Genomic DNA, 18,141 nt, shown 5'->3' with positions numbered 1-18,141 from the left:
CCTTATGAATCGTTCAGAACAATTATTTCAAGCAGCTCAGCAATGCATTCCCGGAGGCGTCAATTCCCCCGTGCGAGCGTTCCGTGCTGTAGGTGGCACCCCGGTATTTTTTGAAAAAGCTCAGGGCGCGTACACTTTCGATGCCGATGGCAAACGCTATATCGATTACGTTCAGTCCTGGGGACCAATGATTGTTGGGCACAGTCACCCCGAAGTGATTGCGGCCGTAATCGAGAAACTACAACTCGGTCTGAGCTTTGGTGCTCCCACTGAAATTGAAACCCAGCTGGCCGAAAAACTGTGCGGCTTAATGCCAGGCATGGACATGGTGCGCTTTGTGAACTCGGGCACCGAAGCCACTATGAGCGCCATCCGCCTCGCCCGCGGATTTACCGGTCGCGACAAAATCATTAAGTTCGAGGGGTGTTATCACGGTCATTCCGATTCCCTGCTCATCAAAGCAGGTTCTGGCGCCCTGACAATGGGCGTACCCAGCTCCCCTGGCGTTCCCGCCGCACTGGCCGAGCACACGGTCACACTGAGCTACAACGATATTGCGGGCGTTGAACAGGCCTTTGCTGAAATCGGCGAACAGATAGCTGGTGTTATCGTGGAACCGGTGGCGGGCAATATGAATTGCGTACCCCCCATTCCCGGTTTTCTGGAATGCTTACGTGAACAATGCAATAAGTTTGGCAGCGTGCTCATCATTGACGAGGTTATGACAGGTTTTCGAGTAAGTCATACCGGCGCCCAAGGTCATTACGACGTGCAAGCCGACCTGACTACGCTTGGCAAAGTCATGGGTGGCGGCATGCCCGTGGGCGCGTTTGGCGGCAAGCGTGAAATCATGGAATACATTGCCCCACTCGGCCCGGTCTATCAGGCAGGCACCTTGTCAGGGAATCCAGTGGCTATGGCAGCAGGCCTGAAAACTCTGGAATTAATTTCCGCAGAGAGTTTCTATGAGCCCATCTTTAAACGCACCGAAACCTTGGTGAACGGATTAAGGGAACGCGCCGCGGCCGCTGGCATTCCATTTACCACGAATCATGTGGGCAGTATGTGGGGTGGCTTTTTCACCGAAGCGGAACGGATTACCAACTTCCAGCAGGTGATGGCATGTGATGGTGAACGTTTCAATCAGTTCTTCCACGGCATGTTGTCAGAAGGTGTGTACCTAGCACCTGCGTCATACGAAGCTGGTTTTATGTCCGCGGCACACCGTGATGAGGACATCCAGGAAACCCTCAATGCCGCCGAACGCGTATTCGCCAAGCTGTAAAGCCCGGATTCATCGCTGGACAGACATCAAAAACAAAAAAGCGAGGCTTAGGCCTCGCTTTTTTGTTTCAACAGGCTGAAACCCTGTTACTACACAAGCCGACCAATCAAATCCACAGACTTGTTTGACACCTCAACAATTTTAAAACCCACCCAGTAATTCCCTTCGGTGTTTGCCGGGCTTTGCCACAGACAATCGGCGACCACAGGAATACTGCTTTCATTGTCGAGAGGGGTCGCAAGAACCAGTTCCAATTGGTAAATACTGTCCGTCTGCAACGGCCCATCGCTCATAATCATCAGGCCTTCTTCGTGAATATTGACCAACTTACCCAGAGGTTCGTCATCAACACCATTGTGGGCGACGACAGCAATGTCTACGCGGCGGCGTTCCAGTTTACGGCGATTCTCACTCACTTCAGCTCTCCGTCGATTCTTCGGTTTTTTCCGCTTTAGCATTGAGGCTCTGGAAAATATTCTCCAGAGCACGTTCGAAAAACGGCTTGGTGGCCCCAGAAATCACTTTAGCCTCCCCTGACAACATCGCTCGCGCCAGCTCCAAACCAGATTTCAAGTCGACTTTCTTACCCAACTGATCTACCAACATATAGTGCAAAGTAGTCGAGTTATACCAGGCCACTTTTAAACGTTTGCCATCACTGAATTCAAACCAAGTACCGAACTCAATCATTTTCAAACTATCGACCATGCGCAACTCTTCTTCACTGACGTTTTTATCGTCAGGCTGGGCACCGGCTTTTTCAGCGGCCATTGTCTCCAGTTTAGATCGCATCGGTTCAGGTGCAAATTGCAAGGGCTGACTTTGCAGGGCCATTTTCTGCAGCGTGAACAAAGCATCAAGAAGCTTCGTCGCCTTACCTTGATCGTAAGCAATTGTGTCGAAACCTTTGGACAGAGTATCGTATAAGGCATCGTGCATTTCCATCTGGCGAGCCTTATCTTTGTCTTTATCCTTCGGCTGCACACTCCAGATCACATCATCGACCACATCCAGCGCCGATTGCCATTGCTCTGAGTCCTTACCAAAACGCAATAAGACAAACACCAAGTAATCTGACCAGGGCTGTAATAGCAGCAACAACACTGCCGAAGGCAATTCGGTGTTTTTGATACGTTTGCTGACCTGATCGTTCACCTGCAGCTTCACTTCGCGCAGTTTTTCCTCGCCTTGAACTTTTTCCATGGCTCGGCGTTCGATCAAATCCTGTCGGCGGGCGATTTTTTTGGTGTAACTACTGAATTCCAATAACAGCTCAGCAAACAGGCGAACATCATTCTGAAATTCTTCCAGAACTCGCGACACCACGCTTTTTATGCGCGGATAAATATCATACTGTGCCGTACCGTCGTTACTCACCCAACGGGTGCCCGCTTCAGCCAAGCTGTTCAGCAACAAGCGCGCCGGGTGATCGATCTGTTCAAAAAAGTCCGGATCAATAAACGCGATTTTCAAGAAAGGCGTATGCAAATAACTCAGCAGCGCTTTAATGGCGTTCGGCAAGTTGTCATCCGACAGCATGTAATCAAACAACATGCCGACCAAATCAATGATCTGCATATCATCAACATCAACCGCTTGCCCATCTTCTTCTGAGGCGTCAAGCAGCTGATTGCTTAATTGTTGAGAAACCTCAGCCACACTTTGAATCTGCAAATCGCTCGAGTCGACTTGCAAAGACTCACTGCGAATCAACTCACCCTCTCCGGCATTAATGCCCACCTGCAAATTCTGCAAAGCTTGCAATAATTGAGGCCCGCTAAACACAGCGGCTCCGGCTTTTGCTGGTGCAAAGCCCTGGGACGATGGTACAGCGGGGGTTTTCCAGCTCGCGCTGTATCCCTCGTCAACGACCAGAGTATTCGGACTGGGTGCTGGGCTTGCATCCACACCCATCGACGAAGAAAGTGACGTTGTACTGTTGCGATAAGAATCGGTGGCCAAATGATTTTGCAGAACTCGAATCGCGTTGACCAAGCTTTGCTGATATTGCGGCGAGGGCATACTCGGATCGGGGGCGGGTCCTCGACCCTGGGGTACATGACCACCACCTGCTCGCGGCAGTCGGACGCCGCCAGGATCAGCCGGGGCTGCCGTCATTGCGTCCGACGGCATCTCTCCAGCCGCTTCCTCAACAAACGCTTCCGTCTCTTCAAACACTTCTGAAGCTTCGCCGCCGGATGCACTCGCTCCCGCAGCCATTGCTGAAGAATAACTGAGTTCGCTCAGCACACCTTCCGCATTCAGGTATTCATTCAGCTCTTGATAAATGTCTTCCAGAACCGGAATGAAGATCTTGCTGAAAGTGCGGTAACAAAGAATTTTAATTTTAGTGTCGCACTTAATAACCTGTAGGGTTTGGCGCAACGACTCACAAAATTGTACGGGGCTGACAGGATTCTTTTCAGGAGGTAGCTCGCTGCCCCCTCGAAACTGCCCAAAACGCATGGCGACCAGCCACAGGCTTTCGCCATAGCTGTCAGTCGCGGCGTGATTGATTGAAGAAATCGCAATGGTCTCTTCCAAATCTTCATTGTCCACCAGAGACAACATATCGCGGGAGTACTTCTCTTCCCCAGTCTGGGTATCCAATTGACCGTTGGCAAACTTGATAAAACAACCGGCCAGGCATTCGCCAAACAGTTGCTTAATGGAATCACCACGTTTACGAAAATCGCGCTGAACATCAAAAAAGTGCATTTGCTCAGCATCAGTGGGCGCGTCGGTGGCAAACTCTAAGAGTTGCTCATCCAGGCTGCTTAAACAGTCTTCCATGCGCGGTTCCGCCTGGGCGATAACAATATCGCGACAACGCTCCAGCATCTGCTTGATTTGACCGCTGGTGAACGGCGAGATGGCCGCTCCGGTCGGGTTATCATTACTCAAATTGCTCATAGTATTTGCTTCTTCTACATCCTTGGCCAAACAAGCAAGGCTGCCAACTCGTATCCTTTCGAGTTGATCTACCCATTGAGTTTAGTCGAATTGAGCGCCATTGCAGCCATCAATACATTGTCAATGACGGCAATTTCTCTATTTTTATTCGGTTTTGTCCAGTCATCACGCAGGCCCATTCTAGCAGTATTAATGGGAATATCGAATTTGACCGCAGGGCGCACAAGGTTAATTAGGCAGACGCCGCAGTAAATCTTCAAACTCCCGTCGCTTGGCACCCGCCGGTAAATAGCGCAATCCGCGTTGGGCGAACACTCGTGCCTGCTCAAAATCGCTCTGGGCAGCATAGCTTTTGGCCAGGACCATCAGTAATTCTGATGAGGTGCGTGCGATTCGTAATCCCCGTTCTGCATTCGCGATAGCACCTTCATAATCCCCTGCAGAAAAGGCTCTTTGAGCCGAACTCAATAAGCTTTGAGCCGCCGCAGGCAGTGCTTTGGCCCCCTGCCGCTCACGAATAGGAACCGGCTGCTGAGGTGGTTGTGCCGGACGCTGACTGGCCTCATCCACTCTCGCGGCTGAGCGGGAGTCTGCCGAGGTCTCTGACCTATGTGGCTCCAGACTCGGCACAGGCCGTGCGACATTGCCAGTTCGTACGTCCTCTTGCGGGGCCGGTGGTTGGCTGGCACAAGCACTGAGGATGAGTGAGATGCTCAGAGCGATCAGGCTTCTGGACATGAGTGTTCTCCTTATTTTAACGGGCCGAACCTTAATCGCGGCCAAATAGGCGCTCCCACCAACTGCGGCGTTGCGGTTGACGAGGCTGACAATAGAGCTGCTCGAGCGGTTGTTGTCCGGCAATAAAAGGAAGCTCAATGGCCCCAGGACACTCCGCCTGGCTCAGCTTGCCCGACGCCACGTCGATCCAATGATATTCAACGCCCAAGGGCGGCTGAGCGACGAGGGATTGCGTGGGTATCTTCGAAAACAAGTCACTCCAAACCCGCAAAGCACCGCTGGAGCCCGTAAGTGGTGTGGTGCCATTATCATCACGCCCCAACCAGACCACCGCCAAATGAGAACCGCTGAACCCTGCAAACCAGCTGTCACGCTGGTCATTAGTGGTCCCGGTCTTCCCTGCGACCTCCAAGTCTTGCGGCAACTCTCGATAAGCCGAACGACCACTACCTATGCGCATTGCGGCCTGGAGTCCAAACTGGGTCAGGTACACCGAATCCGCCGAGAAACGCTGTTCCACCTGCAATGGGTAGCGCTTCAAGGGTTGGCCACCACTGGAGGTAACCTCCCGAATCGCCCGAATCGGCGAATGCACGCCCTCGTTGGCCAGGCTGTGGTAAAAGGCGGAGACGTCCAAGGGTGACAGTTCTACAGCGCCCAGCAAAACTGAGGGCACGGGCGGCAGCTCCCGGTCGATACCAAGGCGGTGAATCGTATTAAAGACCTCGGCCAGGCCAACCTCCATACCCAGGCGGGCGGCGGCCTGATTATAGGATTTGGCCAGCGCTTCGTAGAGCATGACATCCCCATGACTCTTGCGATCAAAGTTACGCGGCTGCCAGATGCTGTTTTCCGGGGTTTTTACTTTAACGGTGGCGTCACTGATTCGACTCGCCAGACTGTACTCGGAACTTTTGTTCAAGGCGGTTAGATAAATCGCGGGTTTCAACAAAGAGCCTACTGGGCGCCGGGCATTCAAGGCACGATTAAAACCACCCGCACTGCTGTCACGCCCGCCCACGAATGCCAACACCTCAGCAGATCCAACCGCCGTCACCACCACCGCGCCCTGGAGACTCTTCTTTTTCATTCCGTAGTAGCGCTCAAGAAAGGCCGATTTGCGATTCAAGCTGCGCTCAGCCTGACGCTGAACCGATGGCGACAAACTGGTGAATATCCGCAAGCCTTCGCTGCGCAGATCCTCTTCTTGGTAATCACGTTTTAGCTGTTCTTTGACGAGCTGCAAGAAAGCCGGATAGCGCTGAGAGGGACGAGATCCCGCTTTAATCACCCCCAGGCCTGCCTTGCTGGCTCGTTTGAATTCCTGATCACTGATCAGCTGCTGCTGCAGCATCAACGTCAAGACAAGGTTGCGTCGCTCAAGTGCGCGCTTGGAATTGCGCCAGGGGTTGTAATAAGACGCTCCTTTAACCATTCCGACCAGCAGGGCCAGCTGCTCTAATCTCAGTTCTTTCAGTGGCTGCCCGAAGTAATGGCGGGAAGCCAATGCAAAACCGTGAATCCCGCGCTTACCACTTTGCCCCAGATAAACCTCATTGATGTAGGTTTCCAGAATCTCAGATTTGCTGTAACGCAGCTCCAGCAACACCGACATCAGAGCCTCCTGCGCTTTTCTCTGGAGGCTTCGCTCATGATTCAGATAGAAGTTCTTCACCAGCTGCTGGGTCAGAGTACTGCCGCCCTGCACCGCACTGCCGGCCTTATAATTGGCCAAAGCCGCTCGGGCAATGCCCTTCAGGGAGATCCCAAAATGATGGGCAAAATTACGATCCTCAACCACAATCAAGGCTTCACCAAGGAGATGAGGCACATCGATCAGGCGGAGCAGTTCCCGGTCTTCATTATGACTGGGGTAAATACCGGCTATTTCCAACGGCTCCAGGCGCAACAAATCCAGAGGCTTACCATTCAGGCTTTGCAGCTCGGTAATTCGGCCGTCCTGCAACTTGAGCCGAACCTTGCGCGCCGCTTCATCGCCGTCCCAGAACACAAAGCCCCGACTGTAGATTTGCCAATCGCTTCCCCAATGCACCATATCCCCAGCCTGCCCCAGGCGTTTGACCGAACGATAGCCAAGCTGCTTGAGTTCAAACGCCAGATCATCCTCTTTCAATTCCTGGCCGAGATAGAGTTCCAACGGACGAGCGTACACTTTCGCGGGAAGCGCCCACTTGCGGCCGTCAAACTTACTGCGAATGGTATGGTCCAGATAGAGCAGGTAAACCCCGAACAGCAGGGCCATGAAAAAGAAGAGTTTGAACCACCAGCGCCGAAAAAAGGGCTTAGCTGGGGCTTTTTTTGCCTTGCGTGCCATTAATTGCCTTAAATCTTATCCCTTGCAGGCTTTAACAGCAGGCATGAAATGCGCATAATAGCGCCCTTTTGCGAGCTGATTAGCAAGGTATTTGAATGAGTCATTACCACATCTATGGCCTGGGCGCCGCACTGGTCGACACTGAGATCGAAGTGAGCGATCAGGACCTTACCCAATGCGGTGTCGAAAAAGGCCTCATGACCCTGGTCGACGAAGATAGGCAACATCAACTGATGGAGCAGCTATCTGGCCACTTGGTGGCCTCGAAGCGGGCCTGTGGTGGATCTGGTGCAAATACTATCATTGCGGCCAACTATTTCGGAGCAAAAAGTTTTTACTCCTGCCGCGTCGCCGATGATGAAACCGGCCGTTTCTTCACGGACAACCTTCAGCAAGCAGGTGTCGATTTCCCTAACAGCATCTGCGCCGACGACGGCATCAGTGGTAAATGCCTGGTCATGATTACACCTGACGCTGAACGATCCATGAATACCTTTTTGGGTGCCAGCTCAACCGTGTCCTGCCAGCAATTGGACCACGACGCCATCAAACAATCCCAATGGGTTTATATCGAAGGCTATTTGGTCAGCTCGCCCACGGGCAAGGCGGCATCAATTGAACTGCGGGAAGTGGCTTCTGCTGCTGGTGTAAAAACCGCCCTGAGCTTGTCCGACCCCGCCATGGTCGAATTCTTTCACGATGGCCTGCTTGAGATGATTGGTGAAAAAGTGGATCTGCTGTTCTGTAATGAGGCCGAAGCGATTCACTTTACGGGCACAACATCCGTCAGTGAAGCAGCCCAGGCGCTGCGCAAATACGCCAACAGTTTTGCCATCACTCTGGGCGCCAAAGGCGCGTTCATCTGGGATGGCGAAAAAGAATTCACCGTACCGGCGCAACAGGTAAAAGCCATCGACAGCAACGGTGCTGGCGATTTGTTTGCAGGAGCCTTCCTGTTTGGCTTAAGCCAAGGCTGGGATTATAAACGCAGTGGTGAGCTGGCGGGCCGCTCGGCCTCGACCCTGGTCGCCCAATACGGTCCGCGTTTGCGTCACGAGCAATACGCCGAGCTGCTGTCCCAGGTTTAACTTTCTTTTTTAACATCAGCGCGCAGCGCCTTAGCCCACTGTCGCTCCAGAAGTCGGCGCTGGCGAGGCGCCGATTCACAGGCCAACGCGCACTGGTATTCCTGCTGTGCTTTTTCCAGTTCACCTTGAGCAATCAATAACTGCATACGAGCCGCGTAAAAACCGGAATGCTGCTTCAGCGCATCGCTCAATTGAGCTACAGCATCCCAAATATTTTCGGTGGGCTCACCGGAATAAAAACGCGCCATGGCTTGGTTGAGCTTTGGCACCGGCGAGGCCTGCTGGCGAATCAACAGTTCATACAGATAAATAATTTGCAGCCAATCCGTTTCCTCCCAGGACTCAGCTTGAGAATGGAGCATTTGAATAGCCGCCTGGGTTTGCATGGGGCCAAGTTCTTTCAACGCTAGCGCTTTTTGCAACAACATGTCGGCTTGACGAATGGATTTTTTATCCCACAGACGGCGGTCTTGCTCAGATAGACTTTTGATATCCTGCTCATCGTCTTCGCCAACCCGCCTCGCTAACACCGCCATGATTAACGCCTGTAGCCCCATGGCTTCTGGGCTGTCGACTTCCTTGCGCAACAGCATCAGAAGTTCAATCGCTTGCTGCAGAAGCGCTTCTCGTTGTGACGCTTGCAGTTCTACGCCGTGATTAAACATCAAATAAATCATTGAGCGAATGTGCCCCTGGCGTGAAAACAACAGTTCTCGCCCGGGAATTTCCAAAGGAATTCTTGCTTGCTTGATTTTCAACTTGGCGCGACTCAACCGACGCTGAACAACGGCGTCCGACAACATTAACTGGCGAGCAATTTCTCGGTAGTTCAAGCCACCCAACAACTGCAGCAGCAATGCGAGTTGACTTGTCTCATCAAGCGCGGGATGGCAACAACAAAAGATCAATGCCAGGCGCTGATCTTCCTCGCTGTCATCATCATAGCGCCACCCCTCCTCTCCCACGGCCAGAGATTGTCGACCTTCTTGCTGACGCCCCAGTTGACGCCAGTGATCCAACAATCGACAACGAGCGACATGCAGCAACCACGCACCGGGCTTATCGGGCAAGCCTTGCTCGGGCCATTGCTGCCAAGCCTGACTCAACGCTTCTTGCAAAGTGTCTTCAGCCAGTTCGATATCGCCACACTGACGCGCCAATGCGGCCAGTATTTTGGGTGACTCCCGTTTCAGGAAGGTCACCCACTCGATGTCGAGGTCGCAAACAGAGTTACTCATCAAAGGCCATGATAGGTCGCACTTCGATACTGCCATAACGTGCTGTAGGAATCTGCTTCGCCCAGGAAACCGCCTCCTCCAGGTTATTGCATTCAAAGAGGTAATAACCGCCCAGCTGTTCTTTGGTCTCGGCAAACGGGCCATCACTTAACAGTAACTCCCCCTCACGCATACGAACGGTGGTGGCCGTGTTAGTGGGCTCGAGCGGGTTGCCTCCCAGCATAACGCCTGCGGCCATAGCCTTTTCAGTAAAAGCGCGATATTCCCCAAACAGCTGCTCCATGGGGACATCGTCAAAAGTTTCATCACTGTAGATCAATGCGAGATATTGCATATTTAACTCCTGGTATCGTGAAACCGGTCAAGCCGGCTTAGGCTTTAACAGACTGATGGCGTAAACAACCACAGCCTTCCTAAACACGTCGATCTACCATACAGGGAAAGGACAAAAAGAATAAGAATTTATCAGTTAATTCAATTTGAGGGGTTCTGGGCGGGAAACCAAATAACCTTGCACAAAATCAACACCGAGCTTTTCCAAGGCGTCGCGCAGCTCTTCACTCTCCACGTACTCGGCAACGGTCTGCAAATCCATCACATGCGCCAAGTGGTTGATGGTACTTACCATCGCGTAGTCCTTCGCATCGCGCAGCATGTTTTTGACAAACAAACCGTCAATTTTGATGTAGTGAACCGGCAAGTCCCGCAGGTAGGCCAGAGAGGATTGACCACGACCAAAGTCATCCAAGAAAAACTTGCACCCTCTGGCACCCAATTCGCGCATTAATTCAATGGCGGCCCGACGGCTGCTGATCGCAGCCGTCTCGGTAATTTCAAACTGGATTCGAGCAGGGTCCACGCCCGTTTCATCCAGCATTTTGCACACATAGTCGCAATATCTCGAATCACCCAGACTGGCCCCGGAAACATTCACGGCATAACATTGCTCGCCCTTCTGATCGGACATGAACGCCAACACTTTTCGAAGCACCAAGCGATCCAACTCTTCCATCAGCCCAAACTGTTCCGCCGCAGGAATAAACTCCCCCGGGCTAATGAGAAGACCTTCCTCATCGCGCATCCGTAATAAAACCTCAGCATGATGCTGCTGACTGATATCGGCCGTCGCGACGATAGGCTGCGCGTACAAAATAAAACGATCTTCCGCAATGGCCTTCTGTATTCGGCTAAGCCACTGCATGGTTTCCTGGCGAGCTTTGATCCGCGCATCGCCGTGATAAACCTTGATACGGTTGCGACCCGATTTCTTGGCGGCATTACAGGACGCATTGGCAGCCGCCAACAACTGATTGGCGGATTCGCCTTCCGCATTGATGGCCACAACTCCAATGCTGATGCCGATAGCCAGTTCCTGACCAGACCAACGAAAGCGAAACGATTCCACTTTTTTTACGATACGCGAGGCCATCTGACTGGCACCCGATAAACTGCAATCGCTTAACAATACACCGAATTCATCACTGCCCAATCGGGCCAACATGTCCTTGCCTCGAAGACAGGAAACAAAGATGCCGGCGACCTGCTTAAGCAATTCGTCACCGCCGTCATTGCCACAACTCTCATTAATCACTTTGAAATGATACAAGTCGATGTAAAGCAAACCCGAGCTGATGCCAGATTGAGCGCGCTCCATAGCTTGACTCAAGGCGTTCTCAAATGCTTGCCGACCGGCAAATCCAGTTAGGCTGTCGAGCCCCCCCGCACGCAACATGGCTTCACGTGGCGAATTTAATTTTCGCAACCAAGCTACCGCATAAGCATTTTTGCTTTGCAAGTTGCGGCTGTGTATTAAATATAAATCTGCCGCACCGTGGCTGAGTGCAACAGTGCAGGTTTCCCCTTCACACAGACGTTCGAACAGGCCTTCTTCCACTCGGCATTGATAACCGTCCGGACTCATGGCCTGCAATAATTGATTGATCGGTTTACCGATACTTTGGCGGGAACCGCCCAAGAGTGTACTGCCCGTCGCATTGGCCATCAAAACCTGCCCCTGACGATCGAGAAAAATGACACCTTCGCGGGTATTGTCAGCCAATAGCTGACACAAACTCAGCGCCTCTTCACGGCCGAAACCCAGCGCACTGATATCTCGCAGTGTGCTTAGCGGTGTGGACAGGGTCCACTTTGGCTCGGAAGAATTGGGCTTCACTATATGATTCTACTGATTCCGTTAACGTCTCTAATCCCTATCGGCCGAAAACGAGTTTTCTCTAGCCGCAGCCCCGCGTTTGAATTAGCGGGAAATTCACTCATAAAGATAGAAGGCCACGATCAGTAGGCCAGAGAAACACGTCGATATGTGCTTGAATTTACACGCTTTACCGACGAAAGGTAGAGATAAGGCCAACAAAGAGCCCGGTAAGAGAATGCCTAGTGAAACAAGCTCATCTGACTGGCAGCAATGTCATCAAAGGAATCTCCCGCCATTGATAAAATGGCGTCGGCCACCGGCTTGAGTTGCCGCTCGACATACAAGCTGTAATCCAAAGGACTGCCACAGGATTGCTCTAACCATTCGAGAGGTTCCGGACCATTGACGGTCAAAACATAGTTCACCCAATCACCCTGCTTATACACATGGCCATCTCTCTGCAAACGTTTGCTGGCAGCCTGGGCATGAGGAGGAATATTGTGACGATAATCGCTGAGCTCCTGACGCAGGCGTTTGCGATACACCAACTCATTATCCAACTCACCAGCCAATACCGCTTTAACCTTATTTTCCACATAGTCTCTATAAGGTTCTTCAAGAAATACTCGCCGGTACAACTCTTCCTGAAAACTGCGCGCCAGCATAGTCCAGTCGGTGCGGACGTTTTCCAAGCCCTTGAACACCATCTCCTCTTTCCCGTTTCGCTTCACCATGCCGGCATATCGTTTTTTACTGCCAAGCTCAGAACCGCGAATGGTAGGCATAAAGAAACGGCTGAAATGAGTTTCGAATTCAATTTCCAAGTAACTTTCGATCCGGTGATCCTGCTGCAATCGATCTGTCCAAAAGTCATTCAGTTTCTGCGCCAAATCTCGACCAATATTATTGGCCTCCTCATCTGTTTCCACTTCAGGAAGATGCACAAAAACAGAATCCGTATCGCCATAGATCACACGATGGCCGGACGTCTCAATCCAATGTTTGGTCGCGATCAAAATCTCATGGCCACGCAATGTAATGGAACTGCACACACGAGGATCGAAAAAACGACACCCTGGCGATCCCAGAACCCCATAGAAAGAATTCATAATAATTTTAATGGCCTGGGAAAGTGGCTGATTATCCTCGCTCTTGGCAATTTCTCGGGCCTGCCACAACTCGGCAATGATATTCGGTAACAAACTGTGCTGCCTTGAAAAACGAGCTTCATTAAAGCCCGGCACACATTCGCTGTCGGACAAGGCCAAATGTTTCGCCTGCCAGTAGGCACAGGGGTCGATATTAAAACTGCGAATGATGGATGGGTACAGGCTCTTAAAATCCAGCACCAGAACGTGTTCATACAGGCCGGGCTTGGAATCCATAACATAACCACCGGGAGCCACGACAGAAGATTGCAATTCACCTAGATTAGGGGCGGCAAAACCGGCACGATGCAGCAACGGCAAATAAGCGTATTCAAAGGCCGCGACTGAGCCACCGTTTTTGTCAGCCGAGAGTCCAGTCAATTGGCTACGAGCCAATGCAAAATCCACCAACTGAGTCTTCGAGAAAATATCCCAGACCAACTCACAATCCTGAACATTGTATTTGGCGAGTTCGATTGGCGCTTCCCGATATTGGCGAGTAATTTCCTCGGCACGATTGTCTGACTGAATCAGTTTTTCCTTGCCGAGCAGTTCCGATGCAACCGCCCCCAAGGCAAAACTTTCAAAATTGTAAAACGCGGCTTTCAAGAGTTCTATACCATCGAGCACAATGCGCCCCGGCACGGTAATAAACTGATGTCCGCCTTGATTTGCCTGGCGCCAGCTGGGCTCTTGCCGCTCTCGACCAATACTGTACTTCAGCCCCCAACGCCGACACATTTGTTCAAGCACCCACAGATCAAACTGGATGACATTCCAGCCCATTAATATATCGGGGTCTTGTACGGCCAACCAATCGAAAAAAGCCTGCAAACATTCAGCCTGGCTGTCGAACCAATGTAATGCGGCCGTGCCGCTTTCCGTGTCGATCGATTGAGTTTCCTCAAGCCTGTCTTCGCCTTTTTCGCTCTCACTCTCATCTTCACACCTCTTGTTGGGATGCACCATAAAAACGACGGGAGCGCAGTCCCCCACCGCCGCAACCGAGTACAAAGTGCGAGCATCAAACGAGGTTTCAATATCGAGCGATATGGCTTTCAAGCTGGGTTTGTAACTCGACGCCTTGCAACGGGCCTGCTGTAAAACAGGGAAACCGTTTTCGGATTCTGTAGGGGCTTTATCAAAACGGATTCCCGCAAAAATAAAACGCTCCATCAGGAAGCGTTCGGGTGGGCGAATGTCACCTTCCCAAACCTGCAATCCTCGGGAGGTCAGTTGACGTAAGCCATCGCGCAGACGTCGCTGACTGCGGTTATAACAGGCGTAGAGCACCTGATTGTCCCAGCTCCGCAACGACACGGGCGCATAACGCCAGGTCACGCCCAGTATTTCCTGAGCATCCGCAAGATCATCAGCGGCAATGAAGAACACCGCCTCCTGCTTATCGATCAACACTTTAACCGGCCCGATATCGCTGGATACCCACAGCTCCAGACGCACCCCCTTGGGGGCATCTTTCCATTCTCGGGTTAGGATAAAGGCTTCAAACATAGTGTATAAGGGGAATACGGCTTGTGTGGTTGACATCAAAGAGCGAAAAACTCAGATCTCTCGCCAACCGATATTATGGCAGATATTGAGTGCCGATTCTGTGCCAGAGAAGCGAATTAAGACCAGAAGTGGCAGGAGAGAAAGGTGGGCGATTGCCCACCTCGAACAGTCAGGGCGTATATTAACCTTTTGACAGCAGTTCGCGCAGATCAATAATCGCGGCATTTGCCCGGGAAATGTAGGAAGCCATAACTAAAGAGTGGTTGGCTAACATACCAAAGCCACTGCCATTGACGATCATGGGGCTCAAAATCGGTTCCTGTGCGGCTTCCAGTTCGCGGATAATTTGCTGCAAACTCACTCGAGCGTTTTTCTTTTCCAGAACATCGGCAAAGTCTCTTTCCATTGCGCGCAAAAACTGTAACAGCGCCCAAGTAGAACCACGCGCTTCATAAAAGACATCGTCAATTTCAAGCCATGGCGTTTTCACTTCTAACTCGGTGGGCGTTGGCGTGCTCTGGCTGGCATTTTCCTCGCCCGCCAAATCGGTGTTAATACGACGCTGACCAACACTGGCACTTAAACGCTGGGACAAACTGCCCAATCGAGTTTCGACCGTGCGCAACCAGTTACGCAGATTATCCGCGCGAGCGAAAAACTGTGCATCAGTCGCATCGTCGTCAACCAAACGATCCAGGTACTGCTGCAGATACATAGTCGCTTCCTTGTACTGTTTCTCGGAAGCGGGCAGCATCCAGCTGTTATGATCGAAATTAAAACGCGGTTCGGCAAGCGCCAAATCGACATCTTCGGTAGATTGGGACTGGGAACGACTAAAGCTTTCACGCATGGCCTTGCTGAGGTCTCGAACCTGAATCAGCGCACCGTATTCCCAGTTTGGAATATTGTCTAGCCATACGCCGGGAGGAAAAATGTCATTGGATAAAAAACCACCGGGTTTATACAGCAGAGTATCTGCCACACTGATCAGTGTTTTGGTGGTTTCCACTCCGGTTATTTTGGAGTTCTGCAAGGCGCGGAAGCGCACTTCGCTGTCTTTCGAGAGGTAAAAGTTTTCACCCGGCTCGGAGCTCCAGTAGATACCCAACACGACGGTCACCAGCAGAAGTATCCCCAGGATAAACCCCGTACCGCGAAACCAGGCACCTCCGTTCGCTGAATAACTCATTGATTAGCTCCTTAGTATTTTGCTGTCGGGCACCTGGCTCGTCTTACAGCCCGCCCCGATTAATAGGCCTTCACCCGCACATCGACATCCAGGCTCTCACCGGTATCAGTCTCGATTTGCATAGTGAATGTATCACCAACACGTAACGGCCTTTTTACCCCGAACAGCATTATATGGTATCCGCCGGGTTGAAACCGTAAAATTTTGCCAAGCCCCAGGTCAATTCCAGAGAGCTTGCGCATCTTCATCATGCCGTCTTCATGTATATGACGATGAAACTCGGCAGATCGGGCCAAAGGACTGCTCACAGAGATCAAACGAATGGGCTTGTCGCCATCATTACGCAGTTCTAAATAAGCCACAGCGGTACTCTGTCCTGGCGGCAGAGGCCGGCTGTAGGCCTCCCCAAGCTGCTCCAGAGCCGAGACAGGGCCGGCAAGAGCCAGCAACATAGATAGGGTAAAAAAACGACAAATTTTCAAGAAAAAGCCCATTGCACACTCCGATGTTTGGGCCGGAGTATGCTTCAGGCAAGATGAACTAAAGCTTACAACGGCTGATCACTAGGTCTACCCAGATAATACCCCTGACCACCGTCCAGCCCCAAATCCTTGACGGCCTGCCATTGTTCTTCGGTCTCAATGCCTTCGGCATAGAGCGTCAGATCACAGCTGCGAGCGATTTTCAGGAGGGTTTCCACATAGAAGCGACTGTCGGACTTGGGATCAAGGCTGTGGGTGAAGCGCATATCCACCTTCAACATGCGCAGTGCAATGCTTTGCAGGTGCATAAACTCACTGCCGGCAACCCCAAAGTGATCCAGAGAAACACCCGCACAAGCCGGCCCCAAGCGCTCGACCACGGTGCGTAAATGCTCCTCATCCGCCTCCAGCATTTGTGCAGGCAATTCCAGCTGCAAGCGCTCAGCAAAGCGCGGATTGCTGCGCAGAAATTCTTCCAACCACGGCGCAAATTGTTTGTTGTGCAAGGAGTTGGGCGATAAATTAACGCACAGAATAGAACCACCTGCCGGGCCTTGCTCCGCCAGCATTTCAATCAGTACTCGATCGAGGTCGGCACTTAAATTGAAGCGTTCTACCATCGGCCAGAACACGCCCGCAGTGAGTAACTCTTCGCCCTCTTGCAAACGACACAGAACCTCCAAATGGATAAGGCTCCCATCCACGCCGTACACAGGCTGATAGTGCAGCACGAATGCACGGCGCTCGATCGCCGAGGTGATCATGTCACCCCACTCATGAGCCGGGCGGGCAGACTCGGCGGTTTCACGCTCCGCTATCGCCCAATGGCCACCCCCTTCGCCATGGTGTTGCGCCTGACGCAAGGCCATATCCGCTTGCGACAGTAAATTATTCTCACGGGCAATGGATTCCGAGTGGGCCGCCCCAATATACGGCACCAGTTCTTTGCTTTGGTACCAACTGCGGCGGGACAGCGAATTAATCAGCTCTGAGGCCAGGCTCTTGGCTTCGCCTTCATCCAGCTCAGGCACAAAGATTGAAAAATCCGCCCCGGACCGACGCCCAACAATCGCATCGCTCATAACCACCACTTCACGTAGTGTATTAGCAATGGACAACAAACATTCATCCCCGGCATCACGACCATGACTGTCATTGAATTCGATCAGGCCTTGAATCTGCAACAAATACAAAGCCCCTCGATTCCCGCTTCGCTCGGAATCGATGAATGCCCGAAAGCGCGCATCAAAGTCACGACGATTGGAGAGTTGAGTTACCGAATCCAGGTGGGCCTGTTTGTATAAACTTTCGGTCAAGCCCACTTGTTCCTGGAACATGGATTGGACTTTTTGCACCATGCGGTTCATCGCGGTGACCACCCGACGCAACTCCACGGTTTTCGGCAGTTCATCCTGCACGGGAAATTCACGTCGACAGATCGCTTCGGCCTGATTTTCCACTTTGCTCAAAGGCCTGAGCAGGTAACGTAGGCCCAATCCCACCACCACATAACAAATAACTGCGGTAATCAAAAAGATATAGATGTACTGAATGCACACGCGCCACAAATCCCGATAGGCATAACCTGGATTGCCTACCACAACCACATTGCCCAGAATTCGCCATCCGCTCACGACTTCAGCTTGCCCAACCGGTTCAGGCAGATCGATCATGTTGATAAACCAGTCTGGCACGCCTTCGATGGCTACCGGCAGTTCACGATGAATTGCGGCTTGGTTGTCCGCACTTTTGCGGAAAATAATATTACGGTAATAACCACGATCAAAAATAACGTCGACCAGTGAACGCACCTGGGCATCATCAGCCTGTGCGGCAGGCCCAGACAGCGTCAAGGCCAAAGACGTCGCCGTATCTTCAGCATGATTTTGCATTTGTTCGTGAAAGTAGAGCCGCGCGTTTAATACGCTAATGACCAGATTGATCGCCAGAAGCGTGCACATCAGCACACTGATCGCGATAATTAATTGCCGAAACAAAGTCACTGCTGTCATTCCCCTGTGGTTGGGTTTCCCTAAGGCCGGTTGAGGCTGAACCTAC

The 18,141-nt window shown here is 51.9% G+C and carries 13 protein-coding genes; 2 read left to right on the top strand and 11 right to left on the bottom strand.

The genetic code is table 11. The annotated features are described in order from the left end of the window. Positions 1-4 precede the first annotated feature (4 nt). Positions 5-1,285, top strand: a complete 1,281-nt coding sequence (gene hemL, locus ABWW03_RS06355) for a glutamate-1-semialdehyde 2,1-aminomutase (protein ID WP_353407083.1) — start codon at positions 5-7, stop codon at positions 1,283-1,285. 89 nt (positions 1,286-1,374) lie between these two features. Here the strand turns inward: hemL and ABWW03_RS06350 are convergent, their stop codons facing one another. The 4 genes from ABWW03_RS06350 to mrcB form a co-directional block, all read right to left on the bottom strand. Next, entirely contained in the window at positions 1,375-1,701 is a 327-nt protein-coding gene (locus ABWW03_RS06350; RefSeq protein ID WP_353407081.1) for a PilZ domain-containing protein, read from the bottom strand. 1 nt (position 1,702) lies between these two features. Then, positions 1,703-4,198 carry a DUF1631 family protein gene (locus tag ABWW03_RS06345; RefSeq protein WP_353407080.1) on the bottom strand — a complete coding sequence of 832 codons (2,496 nt, stop codon included), beginning with the start codon at positions 4,196-4,198 and terminating at the stop codon, positions 1,703-1,705. Between the two features lie 228 nt (positions 4,199-4,426). After that, positions 4,427-4,936, bottom strand: a complete 510-nt coding sequence (locus ABWW03_RS06340; protein WP_353407078.1) for a tetratricopeptide repeat protein — start codon at positions 4,934-4,936, stop codon at positions 4,427-4,429. 31 nt (positions 4,937-4,967) lie between these two features. Beyond that, on the bottom strand, positions 4,968-7,271 hold the full coding sequence (gene mrcB, locus ABWW03_RS06335; RefSeq protein WP_353407077.1) for a penicillin-binding protein 1B: 2,304 nt from the start codon (positions 7,269-7,271) through the stop codon (positions 4,968-4,970). 95 nt (positions 7,272-7,366) lie between these two features. Between mrcB and ABWW03_RS06330 the strand changes: the two genes are divergently transcribed. Next, positions 7,367-8,359: an adenosine kinase gene (locus ABWW03_RS06330; RefSeq protein WP_353407076.1), complete on the top strand. Its 993-nt coding sequence runs from the start codon at positions 7,367-7,369 to the stop codon at positions 8,357-8,359. On the opposite strand, the gene ABWW03_RS06325 is transcribed toward ABWW03_RS06330, so the two are convergent. The 7 genes from ABWW03_RS06325 to ABWW03_RS06295 all read right to left on the bottom strand — a co-directional run bounded on the left by ABWW03_RS06325 (position 8,356) and on the right by ABWW03_RS06295 (position 18,095). Further along, entirely contained in the window at positions 8,356-9,597 is a 1,242-nt protein-coding gene (locus tag ABWW03_RS06325; protein WP_353407075.1) for an RNA polymerase sigma factor, read from the bottom strand. The two genes, ABWW03_RS06330 and ABWW03_RS06325, sit on opposite strands and share 4 nt — an antisense overlap. Next, on the bottom strand, positions 9,590-9,931 hold the full coding sequence (locus ABWW03_RS06320) for a YciI family protein (protein WP_353407073.1): 342 nt from the start codon (positions 9,929-9,931) through the stop codon (positions 9,590-9,592). Before ABWW03_RS06320 ends, ABWW03_RS06325 begins: the two co-directional genes overlap by 8 nt. A 135-nt stretch (positions 9,932-10,066) precedes the next feature. After that, complete coding sequence (locus tag ABWW03_RS06315) at positions 10,067-11,770, bottom strand: sensor domain-containing protein (RefSeq protein ID WP_353407072.1); 1,704 nt, start codon at positions 11,768-11,770, stop codon at positions 10,067-10,069. A gap of 221 nt (positions 11,771-11,991) precedes the next feature. Then, positions 11,992-14,448 carry a DNA polymerase II gene (locus tag ABWW03_RS06310; protein ID WP_353407070.1) on the bottom strand — a complete coding sequence of 819 codons (2,457 nt, stop codon included), beginning with the start codon at positions 14,446-14,448 and terminating at the stop codon, positions 11,992-11,994. Positions 14,449-14,593: 145 nt separating this feature from the next. After that, on the bottom strand, positions 14,594-15,601 hold the full coding sequence (locus ABWW03_RS06305) for a DUF2333 family protein (protein WP_353407068.1): 1,008 nt from the start codon (positions 15,599-15,601) through the stop codon (positions 14,594-14,596). A gap of 59 nt (positions 15,602-15,660) precedes the next feature. Further along, positions 15,661-16,095 (bottom strand): copper chaperone PCu(A)C, encoded by a 435-nt coding sequence (locus ABWW03_RS06300; RefSeq protein ID WP_353407066.1) that lies wholly within the window; start codon positions 16,093-16,095, stop codon positions 15,661-15,663. Positions 16,096-16,148: 53 nt separating this feature from the next. Then, complete coding sequence (locus ABWW03_RS06295; protein ID WP_353407064.1) at positions 16,149-18,095, bottom strand: EAL domain-containing protein; 1,947 nt, start codon at positions 18,093-18,095, stop codon at positions 16,149-16,151. Positions 18,096-18,141: the final 46 nt, after the last annotated feature.

The sequence above is a fragment of the Pseudoteredinibacter isoporae genome (genome assembly GCF_040372805.1).
GTDB lineage: Bacteria > Pseudomonadota > Gammaproteobacteria > Pseudomonadales > Cellvibrionaceae > Pseudoteredinibacter > Pseudoteredinibacter isoporae_A.
The sequence above is the reverse complement of the archived record's forward strand: the minus strand, read 5'-3'. Positions and strand labels throughout refer to the sequence as shown.